This is a genomic window from Niallia sp. Marseille-Q9988, assembly GCF_976954375.1.
Map to the genome: position 1 here is coordinate 386,943 of NZ_CDRJSZ010000001.1, position 14,886 is coordinate 401,828.

The 14,886-nt window shown below is 36.2% G+C and carries 16 protein-coding genes and 1 pseudogene; 4 read left to right on the forward strand and 13 right to left on the reverse strand.

Translation table 11 applies throughout. The features are described 5' to 3' along the window. Window position 1: 1 nt before the first annotated feature. The 8 genes and pseudogenes from proB to rpsI form a co-directional block, all read right to left on the reverse strand. On the reverse strand, window positions 2–1,129 hold the full coding sequence (gene proB, locus ACWNMZ_RS01905) for a glutamate 5-kinase (protein WP_268817848.1): 1,128 nt from the start codon (window positions 1,127–1,129) through the stop codon (window positions 2–4). A gap of 21 nt (window positions 1,130–1,150) precedes the next feature. Next, window positions 1,151–1,993, reverse strand: coding sequence for a pyrroline-5-carboxylate reductase (gene proC / locus ACWNMZ_RS01910; RefSeq protein ID WP_235251448.1), 843 nt, complete (start codon window positions 1,991–1,993; stop codon window positions 1,151–1,153). 365 nt (window positions 1,994–2,358) lie between these two features. After that, window positions 2,359–3,111 (reverse strand): sensor histidine kinase, encoded by a 753-nt coding sequence (locus tag ACWNMZ_RS01915; RefSeq protein WP_449598264.1) that lies wholly within the window; start codon window positions 3,109–3,111, stop codon window positions 2,359–2,361. A gap of 175 nt (window positions 3,112–3,286) precedes the next feature. After that, window positions 3,287–3,958: a response regulator transcription factor gene (locus ACWNMZ_RS01920; protein ID WP_031539611.1), complete on the reverse strand. Its 672-nt coding sequence runs from the start codon at window positions 3,956–3,958 to the stop codon at window positions 3,287–3,289. Between the two features lie 10 nt (window positions 3,959–3,968). Beyond that, the gene (locus ACWNMZ_RS01925) at window positions 3,969–4,748 is read right to left on the reverse strand and encodes an ABC transporter permease (RefSeq protein WP_031539609.1); all 780 of its coding nucleotides are present in this window, start codon (window positions 4,746–4,748) and stop codon (window positions 3,969–3,971) included. Further along, the gene (locus ACWNMZ_RS01930; protein ID WP_031539606.1) at window positions 4,741–5,658 is read right to left on the reverse strand and encodes an ATP-binding cassette domain-containing protein; all 918 of its coding nucleotides are present in this window, start codon (window positions 5,656–5,658) and stop codon (window positions 4,741–4,743) included. The genes ACWNMZ_RS01925 and ACWNMZ_RS01930 overlap by 8 nt, the downstream gene beginning before the upstream one ends. Window positions 5,659–5,972: 314 nt before the next feature. Beyond that, a complete protein-coding gene (locus tag ACWNMZ_RS01935; RefSeq protein ID WP_031539605.1) occupies window positions 5,973–6,701 on the reverse strand; it encodes a hypothetical protein in 729 nt (242 codons plus the stop codon). Between the two features lie 389 nt (window positions 6,702–7,090). Next, window positions 7,091–7,162: pseudogene (gene rpsI, locus ACWNMZ_RS01940) on the reverse strand (30S ribosomal protein S9); the annotation flags it as partial. Between the two features lie 1,365 nt (window positions 7,163–8,527). On the opposite strand from rpsI, the gene ACWNMZ_RS01945 reads away from it, so the two are divergent. From ACWNMZ_RS01945 to ACWNMZ_RS01960, 4 genes are all read left to right on the forward strand, one after another. Further along, a complete protein-coding gene (locus tag ACWNMZ_RS01945; protein ID WP_031540257.1) occupies window positions 8,528–9,769 on the forward strand; it encodes a hypothetical protein in 1,242 nt (413 codons plus the stop codon). 206 nt (window positions 9,770–9,975) lie between these two features. After that, complete coding sequence (locus ACWNMZ_RS01950; protein ID WP_031540256.1) at window positions 9,976–10,536, forward strand: S-Ena type endospore appendage; 561 nt, start codon at window positions 9,976–9,978, stop codon at window positions 10,534–10,536. Between the two features lie 349 nt (window positions 10,537–10,885). Beyond that, window positions 10,886–11,464 carry a hypothetical protein gene (locus ACWNMZ_RS01955; protein ID WP_251628855.1) on the forward strand — a complete coding sequence of 193 codons (579 nt, stop codon included), beginning with the start codon at window positions 10,886–10,888 and terminating at the stop codon, window positions 11,462–11,464. Continuing rightward, window positions 11,461–11,916, forward strand: coding sequence for an S-Ena type endospore appendage (locus ACWNMZ_RS01960; protein ID WP_047943735.1), 456 nt, complete (start codon window positions 11,461–11,463; stop codon window positions 11,914–11,916). The genes ACWNMZ_RS01955 and ACWNMZ_RS01960 overlap by 4 nt, the downstream gene beginning before the upstream one ends. 211 nt (window positions 11,917–12,127) lie before the next feature. On the opposite strand, the gene ACWNMZ_RS01965 is transcribed toward ACWNMZ_RS01960, so the two are convergent. From ACWNMZ_RS01965 to ACWNMZ_RS01985, 5 genes are all read right to left on the reverse strand, one after another. Next, window positions 12,128–12,412, reverse strand: coding sequence for a hypothetical protein (locus ACWNMZ_RS01965; RefSeq protein ID WP_031540237.1), 285 nt, complete (start codon window positions 12,410–12,412; stop codon window positions 12,128–12,130). A 269-nt stretch (window positions 12,413–12,681) separates the two neighbouring features. Further along, entirely contained in the window at window positions 12,682–13,422 is a 741-nt protein-coding gene (locus ACWNMZ_RS01970; protein ID WP_251628853.1) for an ATP-binding protein, read from the reverse strand. Between the two features lie 11 nt (window positions 13,423–13,433). After that, on the reverse strand, window positions 13,434–14,294 hold the full coding sequence (locus ACWNMZ_RS01975) for a hypothetical protein (protein WP_051641033.1): 861 nt from the start codon (window positions 14,292–14,294) through the stop codon (window positions 13,434–13,436). 15 nt (window positions 14,295–14,309) lie between these two features. Further along, window positions 14,310–14,582: a helix-turn-helix domain-containing protein gene (locus ACWNMZ_RS01980; RefSeq protein ID WP_031540233.1), complete on the reverse strand. Its 273-nt coding sequence runs from the start codon at window positions 14,580–14,582 to the stop codon at window positions 14,310–14,312. Between the two features lie 4 nt (window positions 14,583–14,586). After that, window positions 14,587–14,838 (reverse strand): helix-turn-helix transcriptional regulator, encoded by a 252-nt coding sequence (locus ACWNMZ_RS01985; RefSeq protein WP_031540231.1) that lies wholly within the window; start codon window positions 14,836–14,838, stop codon window positions 14,587–14,589. Window positions 14,839–14,886: the final 48 nt, after the last annotated feature.

Consider the following 14,886-nt stretch of genomic DNA (forward strand, 5'->3'; position numbering starts at 1 on the left):
TTTATACAACTTCTGATGCTATATAGTTACGAGAATAAACAAAGGTTGATTGCTCAATTGCAATATTTTCCTTTTCTACCTTTTCTTTTAGCTCTAAATAAGAAAAGTTCACTCTACCTAATCCAATTTCCTCTTGATGTTCATCTACGATTCTCACAACGGCTCCTTGTTCAAAACGTCCATCCACCAGCACTATATTCTCAGCAAGTAAATCCTTATGTTTCTCAAGCATCTCTTCTTTCCCTGTAGTACTAACAACAATTTTTCCTTCAGGTCCAGAATGAAAAGCAATCCACTGTTGTTCGTCACATAAGTTATAGGCATTTTGCTTCTGTCTAAAATAAGTTCCTTTTGCTGTACCATTCACCGCATCCATTAAAATATTAGGCTTTCCTGCTCTTCCTAAAAAAGCGTCTATACCAGAAGCTAATGCGATTTTCATTGCAGCAATTTTAGATTTCATTCCACCTGTTCCTACTTCACTATCTGCTCCGCCTGCTGAAGACTCTATTTTAGAAGTAATGGTTTGAACCTCTTCTAACATCTTTGCTTGAGGATTCCTATGAGGATTATCGGTATACAATCCATCTACATCTGATAAGATAATGAGCTGGTCCCCATGAATGAGCGCTGCTACCTTAGCCGAAAGTGTATCATTGTCCCCAAATTTCAAACGATCAATAGTAACCGTATCATTTTCATTAATGATTGGAATAATTCCTCTATTCAACAATACATTTAATGTATTTTTCATATTGGTATATCGCTTTTCATCCGCAAAATCACCTCTAGTGATTAATATTTGCGAAGCAACATATCCATGAGATAAAAAGAGTTCTGAGTAAGATTCCATTAATAGACCTTGGCCGATAGATGCCGCCGCCTGTTTTTCTGGAAGCGAAGTTGGACGTTTTATACACCCGAGTTTCCGATACCCAGCAGCTACCGCACCTGAGGAAACGACAGCCACTTCATAACCAGCATCCTTTAGCTCCACAATTTGCTCTACTAATTTCTCGAGTTTTTTCCGACTTATTTCTCCGTGCATGCTGGTTAGGGAACTGCTTCCAATCTTAATTACAACTCTTCTTATCTGTTTATCTTGCTCTTGCAAATCCTCTGTTAACATTCTGTACCTCCTATTGTTCCATTAAGAATTTAATTTTGCACCACCAAGCTCTGCGCTTATCTGTTTGGATCGACTTGCTGCATGTTTGATTGCTTGGGATATGGCCTCTCCACCGTTATAATCTGCTAATGCTTTCAATCCAGAGGCGGTTGTTCCATTTGGTGAAGTTACATTTTCTTTTAGGATAGTAGGTGATGTTCCTTTTTCCATTACCATTTTTGCTGCTCCATAAACAGTTTGCGACACGATTTCTCGAATTAGTTCTTTTGGCATCCCATATTGCAAACCAACAGACTCCATGTGCTCCATTAAGTAATAAAAGTATGCTGGTCCGCTTCCTGCAATTCCAGTAAAGAGGTCCATCTGCTCTTCATTTATCACAAAGACCTTGCCCATACATTCAAGTAATTCTTTCACCGCTTCGATGTTTTCTGTCCTAGTATATCGCCCACTTGTTAGTGCTGTTGCTGATTGCTGTACCATACTTGAAGTATTTGGCATCACCCGAATAACTTGTTGTCCTTCTTGTAAATGGTCTTCCATAAAATTTGTTGTTATGCCAGCCAATACAGAAATTACTACTTGATCTGGGTTTAGTCTTTCTTTTAACGAATGTAGTGCCTCTCTCGCTCCTTTCGGCTTCATCGCTAATATAAACAAATCAATATTCTTATATGGTAATTGTTCCTTTTGAACCGTTTCTATGCCGTATTTATTGGCTAAGCCTTGTAGACGATCCATATTGCTATTATTGGTTGCAATTATTTGGTTGGGGAGAAGTTTTTCTGCTTTAAGAGCACCTGCAATCATAGCCTCTGCCATCGAGCCTGCCCCTAAAAATGCTACTGTCTTATTTTTTAACATCCGCACCCTCCTAAGTATTAATAATTCATTCCATATTCTTTTTTCAACATTTCTAATCGTAACATGCTCAAATTTTGTTTCAAGGGGAATTGCCCAATTGACGAGGATAGGGGCGAGATAGTGAAAATGGTCTAATATTGATTACCTAAGTTCATTTAAAACGGGATAATCCTGTTTCTCGGCATGAGAAGAGGAATTACAGATATTAACCAAATTCTTGAGTGACACCATCTGACATATACTATCAAATATCGATTTTGCTTCTTTACTTGACGAATTTTATTTTTATAAAAAACGCCCAAAGAATTGAGAGTCTTCCCTATAAAAACTAATGACAATGCAAGGATACAAATCGATTGTTGCCTTTATTCTTCAATCCCATTAATAGGAAAATACATTTTAAGAATAAACCAATTATCTTGTAGCTCCGCTTCCATTTTCCCATTCATCTTTTCAACTAATTTTTTGGATAAATATAAACCTAATCCACTTGCTTCCGTGTTAGTTCTACTACTGACCTCTGTATAGAAACGCATAAAGACTTTTTCTATTGCAACTTTACTATCTCGTTTAATATCGTTTTTGATGCGTAAAACCAGAAAATCTTTTTCCATGCTATAGCTAATAACCGCTGTACTCTTGGCATAGCGAAGTATATTTTGAACGATATTATGAAGGACACGTGTCGCGATTAACTTGTCCGTAATAATTTTTCTGTCCTTTATTTCATCAGGAAATTGGAGTTCAATTTTCTTCTCCTCCAATTGCTCATAAAAGGATAAAAAGATTTCTTCCACTAAATGAGATAGAGAAATGGATGTTAGTACTATTTCTTTTTGATTTGTTTCAATACGGGCTAGGTCATAAAATTGTTCCGTCATTTCAATCAGTCGTTTTACAGACTGCTCGATAATCGCTACATAGTGTTTCCTCCGCATCTCATCATTCGTCGCATGTAAAAGTTGCACATAACCATTTATGGATGTGAGCGGTGTCCGTAAGTCGTGAGAGAGTCCTGCTATTGATAATTTCACATTTTCTTCCATTTGTTTCGCTAGACGATTCTTATCTTCAAACACATTAATCATTCGATTCAATTCATCTACTAACTCTAACAAAGTTTTTTCCCGGAAATCGAGAGAGAGTCTACTTCCAAAACTAGCACGAGCGGGAAGATTATGGACGTCCTGTTTCAACTTTCGCAGTTCTCTTTTTAAAAAGTAAAGATAAAAAAGAAGCGCCAATGTTAGGAAGAAAAATACCCAGCCCCACATAACATTCACACCTCCTTTGTTAGTCAAATTTGAAGCCTATGCCCCATATTGTTTTAATATAATGTGTATCTCTTAAGTTGAGCTTATTTCGTAAATTACTGATATGCATATTAATCGTTTTATCACTATCAAAGTATGGTTCATTCCAAACACTTTCATAAATATTGGCACGGCTAAATACCTTTTGAGGATTTTCTAAAAAAAGTAAAAGTATTGCATATTCACGTCCAGTAAGGTGAATAACTTGATCATTTAGTGTTACTTCACGTGTTTCCAAATCAATGCTGATGTTCTTGTATTGAATTTCTTTCTTATTATCCCAAGAATCCTTGATTGCATGACGTAACTGAATGTGAATCCTTGCAAGTAGCTCCTTCACATCAAATGGTTTTGTCATATAATCATCCGCTCCACTTGTCAAAAGCTCCAGCTTCGTATCTTGATCATTTTTAGCTGAAATCACTATTACAGGAATGTTTGTATTATGCCGAATTTGTTGAAGGAATTCTTCTCCATTCATTCCTGGAAGCATTAAATCTAATAAGATTAAATCCATTTGCGCTTGTTCGAATAGTAATTTCCCTTCAGTCCCTGAATATGCACTGAGTGTTTTAAAACCATTCAATTCCAACGCCTCTTTTATAAGTGAATGAATGGCCATATCGTCTTCCATGATTAATATCGTTACCATCTCTACCTACCTACTTTATGTCTGTTCGATTAAACAGAAGGATACCTATTATGGAGGTTAACACGATCGTGATGATACTAACTAATATCATCTCTGGGTATTTTGCAATATCTACTGGTTTTGCGAAATCGGAGTAAAACAAGAAGGATTCTGTAAACCAGAATGTTAATTGCTTAAAATGCTTGGTTTGCTGAAAAATCCCAGCTCCAAAACCTGTTGCTATCGTATAAAGGAAACTCCAAATTAGAGAAACTGCACTGTTTTTTGTTAAAAAACTAATCATGACATAGATAGATACGTTTGCCAAAATTAGAAAATAAAGTGTAAGGAAAGCTTTTATAGCAAACCAAAGGTAATTGCTAATTTCTGCCACCTCTCCAAAACCAAACACAGCAGAAAAGCCCATTATACCAAATACAGTCATTAAAATGACACCAACAAGGGTAAGCAGTGCAGCAACCGCCAATTTTGTCATATAATAATAGGTCCGACTTCGCCCTAAGGACAATGTATTTCGAATCGTCCCTTTTTGAAATTCTTCCCCAATAAAAAAACAAATAAAAGCACTCATAACGAGTAAAACGGTTAATCCGTTTTTCTCCATCATTAAAATTCCTGTCGCCCCATTGATCACTGTATCTTTAGTTTGATTTAGCTCTGCTCCATAATTCACGGAAATATTACTATTCACTACTTGCAAAATAGGAAGTAAAGATAAAATGCCTAGAACAATCCATAATTTTTTACTTCGAACTAACTTTATTTTTTCAGCTGTTAAGAGATTAAGCATGGATAGTTCCTCCTGTTAATTGTAAAAAATATTCTTCGAGCTTTTGTCTTGTTGTCCCTATTCTCGAAACATTCACATTAGCTAATACAAGCGAACGGTTAATAGAAGCTACTTCCTCTAAACGTTCATAAATATTAATCTCCGTTCCATTTACAACCTCATATTCCTTTATCCCCATTTCATCTAGCACAACAACTGCTTTATGAACCTCGGTTGTTTCTAATTCAATATATTGACGAGTTTCAGAAGCTAATTGCTCTCTTGAAAGCTCACTAATGAGTTTCCCCTTATGCAAAATCCCATAATGGGTAGCAATCTGTGATAGTTCATCAAGCAAATGGGAAGAAAGTAAGACTGTTATCCCTCGATCCTTCACCAAACGTTGTATGATTTCGCGCATCTCCACAATCCCTGATGGATCAAGACCGTTTGTCGGCTCGTCTAAAATTAAGAACTCAGGATTTGTAATCAGAGTCGATGCAATCGCTAAACGCTGGCGCATCCCTAATGAGAAATTCTTAACCTTCTTCTTCCCTGTATCTTCAAGACTCATCAAACGAAGTAAATGATCAATTTCGCGTTCACTTACCCCACCGTTTGCTGCTTGTACTCTCAGATTTTCTCGAGCTGTTAAGTCAGGATAAAGTGCTGGTGTTTCAATCGATTGACCCATTTTTCTTCTTGCATGTTGCAATCCCTTCGTGCTGCTTTCGCCAAATAGCTCAATGTCACCCTCATCAATTGAGATTAACCCCATAACAGTACGCATAAATGTCGATTTTCCCGCACCATTTTCCCCAATTAAACCGTATATCATCCCACGCTTAATTTCGATTGATACTTTATCAAGCGCTTTGTGTTTTCCATATATTTTTGAAACATTCATTGCTTTAAGAATTGTTTCTGTCATAACCATTCTTCCTTTCAATGTTGATTGATATAGAATAAGGGATAGATATAAATAATTTGCCTAGAAAAGTATAAAGAAAGTATAAAGAATGAGAACTAGCTCTAATTACATTGATTTTTAATATGTTTTTCAACACTTTTTTATTTTGCTCCGTTTTGCATTAAAAAAAGCGGACTAATCATTCTAGTCCACTTCTCCATTTAATTTTATACTACATCTGTATCTTTCTTTTTATAAATTATTCCTACCTTGCTTATTCCAATCAAAAAACTAAAATAACCTCTAAGACAAATATATTCAGGAACTTCGTCTCTCTATTTATCATACCTTAATTGAAAAAGCTCGTAATAACGTTCTTTTTCTAATCCTTCATATTCTAAATCAAAGTTAAACAACTCCAATGTTTCTTGATTCATTTCTCCCACATTAAATGGTACATCATGTTCCAGTGCTAGTTTCTTAATCGCAATCGTCTCTTCTAAACCAGTCTTCGTCAACATCGAAAAACGATACACTACTTCTTTTTGGTGACTCGGATAAAACGTCACTTCCCAAACAAACCTCATCTCGTCGGATGTATTAGATAAGCTTGCATAATGAACATAAGGTTCCAAATATACGCTTTCTATTTCATCATAAGGAATGATCTGCCTTTCACCCTTCCAGTTACTTGATACCAATCCCTTTTCTTCATGTACACCTCTATAATCAGAGAACATAAAATAATGGAAACCAATCAAGAAAATAATCGTTCCGATAATAATGGAATTTAATAGCCCTTTTCGCTTTAAATCCGGATAAAGAAATCGAGCACCAAATAGAAAAATCAAAATAACAACAAAGCCCCCGAGAGAAAATTCTCCTAACTTCCCAGACGAAGGTTCATAAAGGACAAATTTTTCATCTATAAATGTCGTTTCTTTTAAATCATCATAGAATATATTCAAATAAATTAGTACAGGGATGATAAAGAAGAAGAAGAGATAGTTGGCTATCCAGCGCTTTCCTTGCTGTTTAAATTTAGCCTTCGAAGTTCTGATCATTTGACCGCAAATATATAGAGGAACACTAATAATTCACAACACGATATTAGCAAAGATAATATCCTGAGGAAAAGCGATTGCACAGAAAAGACCCAATAATAAACTAAAAGCTATAATGACTATCCCAACAAATTTCCTCATGTTATCCCTCCACTTTAACGATAATGGTTATCTTCTTTACACATAGGTACTTACAACCTAAATTCCATTTCTTTTTATACGTCGTACCATATAAATGGTTTCATTTTGTTACATCAACATATTGCGGCAAGTTCCAAAAGTATCTTGAACCATAAATGATAATGCCTAAAATGGGAACAAAAGAAACTTTATTACATAAAAAAAGACCCTCTCCATAAATATGGAAAGAGCCTTTGAAACGCCACAAATTAACGTTTTGAGAACTGAGGTGCACGACGAGCGCCTTTAAGACCGTATTTTTTACGTTCTTTCATATGTGCAGATAATATAAAGAAACACAAAACCAAACAGTTCCTGTCACATCAAGGTTTGTCCACTTTTATTCTCTAAAAGGAAAACAGAATAATATACAATTCTATATGTTTAGTGGTCAGATTGTGGTCAAAGAAACAGGGTGCCTCAAATAAAATGGGGCATCCATTTACGCATATTATTACATCATGCCGCCCATTCATGTTTAAATAAAATATTAAAAAAATAGGATAAAAAAAGACTATATATCAATATTTTGCAAGGATCCAAAACAATAATTTTAAATGGGACATTATCAAGTCGAGGACAAGCTCGAGGACAGAAAAAGCCCTTCCACTATCCAATGAATTAAATATTAGAAAGCTGACGTTGAACATTCTATTGTTCCGAAGAGACTTTGACGAACAGAAGATTAACACCTAAGTAATGTAAAAGGCACGTAGCTCCCTCAAGTATATCTTTAAACACTTCCGATAAAGGTCGCTCTTCTAGTTTAAAGTAAGCAGCATCCCCCTTTCGGTGACTACCGATAAGTTGCGTCATCGCAGTTCTTGCGGATGAGTTCGTGAGCACAGTAAGAACGTAGGCAAACGGGCAATCCCCCCCTCTTGGAGAGCCTGTTTTGTTATAAAATAATCGAATTGAACACCCCCTAGAAAGTAAGTCGATTCCTTCAATACCATCAAATATCACTAGACTTTACAGCTATCTGATCAGGGAAAATGCCACATTCATTGGCCTTTTCCACAATAATCAATTTTATAATTTCTCGATATTTTCCATATTTACAAGATAGAGAAAGGTTATTTGGTATGAACATATTTAGTAATGAATGTTTTTATTTTAAAAAATTCATAAACTAATAGCTGGTTTTCTTTAAGTATTATAATTCACAATAATGAAGTCCATATCCAATAAAGGACTGAGCTTCTCTTTATCATAAAATTTCTATTTTTTGTACTTTTCCGTTCGTCCTAGATGACACCGTCCCAGCCTAACCCAAAGCAAAATCAAAGGTATTGCCTTAGAATTTACGTGTACCTGCATATTAAGTGAAACGTCCTCAAAAACTGGTCTTCGACTGTCTTCATATAGCCACAGCCCTAGCTACATCCTATAGTTACTGGCTCAGAGTTTGAATACCTTCTAACTGCTTCCTTACCTTGTGCATTTTTCCCACAAGGAGAACAGAAAGTAACAAAACCAACTCATTTATATGACAAATCATTTATAAGTTTCCCCCTATTGCGAAAAGAATAATTATTTAATAAAGCTGACTATCAAAATATTCGCCCTTTTTTTGAATGTGGACTATTTGTCCATTCATATCATTTCCTATTACCATATGATACTACTGAAAGGTGGTGTTACTTATGAGTTTTACCAATAGCGATAGCTATGGATTATGTAAGGGGTGCTTTAAACAACAAAGGTTTTGCACATGTAAAGACTCCTACCATTCGGACACAGTTAACCAAGAAGTAACCGAACATTGTGACCAAACATTCTCTGAGCATAATCCACAATGCCAATCCATTGGGGAACAAGAACAGCAACAACTACAACAACAGGGTGGGCTTGAACAGGCACAAGGGCCTCAGAATCAAGAACAAATCCAAGAAGGGCAAAGTCAAGGGCCTCAAACGCAAGAACAACAACAAGGCGACCAAACCCAAGGAAATCAAACTCAAGGGCCTCAAACACAAAGCCAAAATGAGATACAAGAGCAAACGCAAATCCAGGACCAAACCGAAGACCAGGACCAAACTCAAGGACCTCAGTTACAAGCCCAAAGACATGGCGATCAAACTATGGAAAATAACCAGACCATTTCAACCCCGGTGGACGTGGATGGAGTCAATGTGAATGTTCAGTGTGGAGACTGTAAGCCTACTATAATTTTTCCAGATGACTTCTTTGAGAAAAATAAGAAGAAAAAGGATCACAATCAAAGGGGGGACGACATGGAAAATTGCAAATGTAAGGAAAATAAATGTCCAAAAGATTGTGATTGCTGTGTCCAAAATCTTGCAGACCTATTAAGAAAAGTACAAAATTTCCAAACTACTTTAACAAATCCAGCAAATCGAGCAATCGACATATATTTCAGCACAGTGAACGGATTGCCGAATCCATCTGAAGGACAAGTCATTTCAGATATAGTGGATTGTTCAGTCCTTAGGTTTAGACCTGCTGACCAGATTACGATTGTTCCGAATACAGCCGTACAATTATGTGATGTTGCAGGTATATGCGCGACAGATACAGATGCTACTCCTGAAATTTCCAATGTTTATGAATTTCTCCTCCAACAGGCTTATGAAGACACTGAAGATTGTTCCTACCAAAAAAGGAAGAAACCATGTAATTGTCCTTGCTGTGCTTCAGGTATTGGAGAAGAGTTAAGGTGTACAGCCAACTTCGGACTTCTCCTTGATGTTTATCTCAAGGGGCAGACCACAGCACTTCCTCTTTATGTGCTTACGGTAAAAGACTGCCTTGCTTACTTTGTAAACGATATTACTGATCTAGACTCGATTTGTGTCTTCTCACTATGTGCCATAAGTGGATTTACCGTTGTTAGTCAAACATTGGGCACAATAGATAGTGCCTAGAATTTATGCACTAACATGCTGCATTAAAAATCAATTATCTATCAGAAGATTTTAAGGCACGAATATTACTACTAACACCTAATCAGCCTTTTTCTTTCCCTCCAAAAATGGATGTTTGTATTAGTTGATTAACCTATACGCAAAAAACCTAGAAGCATATATTATTATTGAATTTAGAAACTTAATCTCAAGGAGGAAGTAATTTGATGATATATCATTCAGAAGGTAAACATTGCGGCTGTAAAGAACAGGAAGAGTGCACTTGCAAAAGAAGAATGGGAAATCATCCGAAGATGAATCATCATGGATATGATCATCATGGATATGAAAAATGTGAAATGCCTAAAAAAAATTGGTACGAAGAGAAAGAGCCTTGCCCAGACCGTGTAAAAGGATTCAATTTGTGCAAACAAAGAAATGAATTAAGGTGCTTTAAACATTGCGAGCCAATTTCCCAGCCATGTGATGCATTATTCTATAACTATTTTACCAGCAGGACTAATTTTGAATTTAGCGGGTTAGTTGTGATTAAAAATACAGGGAATCCAACTAGCGGCTGTTCTATGCAGATCCGTGTTACAGATAGAGCAGGCACTGCAATTGTTGCAACAGTTAGCGCTGGAGCATCAGTTCCAATCTTTGTTGAAGGGTTAACTTCGCTTGATATTGCTTGTCTTCCAAATGAACCAGAGCTTCCTGTACCAGCAACTTGCAGTGGCGAAGTCATCTTTGACCTTGAATACTGTGCGACAAGACTTTGTCTATAAGTAATGAACTTTGACAAAATAATTCATCAGTGTGAAGAATCCCTCTTAATGTTCATAATTAACTAAGAAATGATCCCACAAGAATTTAGTTAATCCCCTCCAATGTATTTTTCTTTAATATTTTTAAAGAAGAATCCCTGTTTATTATTTATGAGGAATTTCTGAAAAAAAGCATAGCTAATTTTGAACTAAATTTGTATTGTAGGTGAATTAACCAATATAAACACCCAAAAATGGGTGTTTATATTGGTTAATCAGCCCATGCCAAGAAACCCAATATACATATATTGATAGTATCTTTCAAGAATATGGGGAGGAAGCTTTTGTATGTTTTTTATAAATAGATCCTGTGGGTGTAGGGGCTTCCAACGATGCAATCAATGTCATAGAAGCGTTGGGGGCCCAAAAATATACATTAACGAAAGTATATGTACTGGAAAGTCAAAATCCGTGTTTAAACTTAAACACAGTGAAAAGGGAAAACATTATTTTGAGCATCATGGAAAGCATCATTGCAGATCGGATGACTGTGAAAAAGACAAGTGCAAATGCGATGACTGTGAAAAACACAAGTGTAAATGCGTTGACTGTGAAAAACACAAGTGCAAATGCGAGGATTGCGGGAAAAACAAGTGCAAATGCGAGGATTGCGGGAAAAACAAGTGCAAATGCGAGGATTGCGGGAAAAACAAGTGCAAATGCGAGGATTGCTGGAAAGACAAGTGCAAATGCGTTGATTGTGAAAAACACAAGTGCAAATGCGAGGATTGCGGGAAAGACAAGTGCAAATGCGTTGATTGTGAAAAACACAAGTGCAAATGCGAGGATTGCGGGAAAGACAAGTGCAAATGCGTTGATTGTGAAAAACACAAGTGCAAATGGGATGGTTGTGAAGAATTTAATGGTGATTCCAATATTTTCGAAATGATGCTAGGTGAATCTGATGATATTCCCAAAGACAATTGTAATGATGATCATAAACTCTGCCCAGAAGAAATCAAAGGATTTGATTTCTGCAGAAAGGAAGAAGAACTAAGATGCTTTAAACATTGCGGCCCTATCTCACAACCCTGCGATTGTAATTATTACAACCATTTTACCAGCCGTTCGAACCTTGATTTTAGCGGGTTGATTGTGATAAAGAACACAGGCAATTCGGCTAGCGGCTGTTCCATGGAAGTCCGCGTCACTGATATTGCAGGTTCAGCAATAGTCGCTACAGTCAGTCCTGGAGCATCCGTCCCAATCTTTGTCGAATGTTTAAGATCACTTGATATTGCATGTTTTAAAAATGAATCAGTAACAGAAACGTGCAGCGGTGAAGTCATCTTTGACCTTGAATACTGTACCACAAGATATGTTTCACATCGCTATAAATGATGGGTTCCTATAGACTGAAAGCTTTCTTAATATATTTTGTTGGAAAACATGTAAAGAAAATCATCCCATTCACATTACTATAACGTACACCATAATGAAATTGAGTAGGAGGGGGTGACTAACCCCCGACCTCCCACACTCCTGTACGTCTCGTTCGAACTGTTCTATGAAATATCACCCTTATATCTATTTTGGGCTGATTTTGGATTTGTTATGGTTTCCATGTAACTGTATTCATAGTGCTTACTAAATCCTCCAACGTATCGCCCTCCCCTCTGAAAGTGATTTCTATTTCATCATTCTTTAACTGGATTAGCGTTTTATTTAACGTATCTAACAATTTGTCCGACGGGACATCTGAAAAGTCTCTATTTTCAAGTTCCTTTTTCATGCGCTCAACTTGCCGTCCTAATAATTCGATACGGGCTTTTTTTGTCATATAAAATTGCTCCTGTAACGATTCAATTTCAACTGCCTTCATATTTTCTATTTCCATGAGATGTTCCTTTGACCACGCAATAAGCGTTGACTTCGATACGTTAAGTTCCTTGGCAATTTTACTAAAGCTGATCCCTTTCGCTCTTAATTAAATAAACTTTTGCCTTGTTTTGTTGTCCTTCATTCTCAATCCCTCCACGAAATAATTATTTTATCCGAAGTTTTTTTCGGTAATCTTCTGTAAATAAGTCAATGAATTTTGTATTATCGTATAGACGGCTAAAGACTCTTTCTCCTACGACCATAGGTAAGTCTTGATCCGTCAAATTACTCGTGTAGATTGTCGGCTACTATTTCAAAAATTATACTCTTTCTCCAATCATCATTTCCTCCCGATGCTTCCGCACCCAAGTCATCCAAAATCAATAAATCTAGCTTTTTTAAATCCTTAAAGATATTTTCTTCTGTTATGATAGATGCTTTGTTATACGTAGATTTAATTTTTGAAAGTAATTGTCCTGTGGTTAAAAACCCAACTATAAAACCTTTTTCTTTTAGCGTTCTGGCAATAGCTACACACAAATGTGTTTTTCCTGTTCCCGGATTGCCTTGAATTAAAAGGTTGTAGCGATCTTGTTCGGAAGCTAAAAATGTTTTCACATAGGAAATTGCCCTTTGTTTTGCAACAGTAGTAACGGGATTAGTTTCATGGTAATCCTTAAAACCTGAACCCTTTAATTTTTCGGGGAGAAGAAAATAGTCGTTCATAAGCCTTTCAGATATGAGCTGACTTTGCTCCTTTAAACCTTTTTCCATAGAAAGATTAAGCATATCCCTATCCCTACATCTACAACATTTGAATGTTTCACCTAACTGCTTCCAACTGTCATTATTATTTAGGCGGTAAACCAAAGCGGATGCACTTTCTTGTCCACACTGCGGGCATACAAGTTTTTTAAGAAAATCCGCTTCTAGCTCATGCCCTTCTAATTCTGGCATGAGTCTAAAAACAGCCTTTTTGTAAATGTTATTCTCATCCTCAGGTAGAAAGCTACTCGCAACTCTCATAGTTTAACCTCCTAAAATGGGAGTTCATCTTCCCATTCTTTCATTTTCTCAAATTCATCTTTTGTAATTGGTTTTGGTTCTTCCCAATGACTAGGGCGATCTAATGAAAAATGCTGTTGGCTCTTTTTCCTTATTACATTTCTGCTTGTTTGAATTTTCAGAACCAATTGATCATACTGTTTTCTTAATTTTGATGGAGAAAGTATATTTGTCTTCCAAAAGGAATCTTGCTGACACCAATCAATCACGGTGGATATTTCTTCTGGTAAACGATTGTCCCTTTCTATCATTAAACGAAAGTCATCCGACCATTTTTGAAGATTTGGTTCTTTAAATCCCGGATTATTTTCCCTAATGTTATTTAAAAGTCTTAATGCTAATTGATACGGTATGCTTTTTTCGTCGTAAGTTTTTGACTTGCGACAATAAGAATCTTTTACTTCTTTATCATTCTTTAATTTTTTATCATTCTTGTTAGTTGTTAGTCGATTGTTAATTGATTGTTGGCCGCCTGTTAAGTTGCTTGTTAATCCATCTCCATTATTCTGATAATCCTCCCAATTATTAATGGTTATAAGCCTATTTTTGTTTGTTGATTCATTTGTTAGAAAACCGAATTTTTCAAACCGCTTTATTGCAGTTCTTACGTTTTGAATTGAAATCCCCTTACCGCATTTTTCAACAATGGATTCCAAGCTTGTAATTACCTGGCCAGCGGTAACGTTATAAGGTTCCCCTTGCCATTCCCATTGTTTTTCTTGATGATTAACCATCAAAAGAAGTGTTATTAGAATGGTTTTTTGTTCCGGTGTGGATTCTATCCAAATAGGCTTATGCAATAAATCCCGATAAAGCTTAACCCATCCTAACATCACACTTCACCCGCTTCAGCCAGAATTATTTCGCAACCATTTCTGTACATCCCAGCGATTTAAACGAATGATTTGCCCTCTTTGAAAAAAAGGAATTTCTTTGCTTGAAATCATGTTTCGAATTGTGGGTACACTGACCTTTAAATAATCGGCAGCTTCTTTTATGGTTAATATTTGATCATGCCCGTTTTCTTCTTGTAATTCCATTAGAAGCTCCTGTAATGCATTTTTTAAATCTGTCCGATTTATGATTAGCGTTTCTTCTGGGAATTCTAGCTTTATATTCATTTATTTATCCCCCTTTTTCAACTTGAGTACAAAGATCCTCTACTTCTTTATTTAGGTTTTCAGCAATCTGTTTGATTGTAGAAAACCGTACCTTTTTTTTAGTCCCCTTTTCGATTTCACCAATGGTTTTTCTATTTACACCAGATACATCAGCCAATTTAGTGATTGTCCACCCCATTTCCGCTCGAGCAAGTTTAATTTTTTTACTGTCAATTTTCAGGTGATGCTCTTGTTTTATTAGTTTTGTACATTTCATCTTTTAAACATCTCCTAATTACTCATATTGGGTACAAATAAACAATAT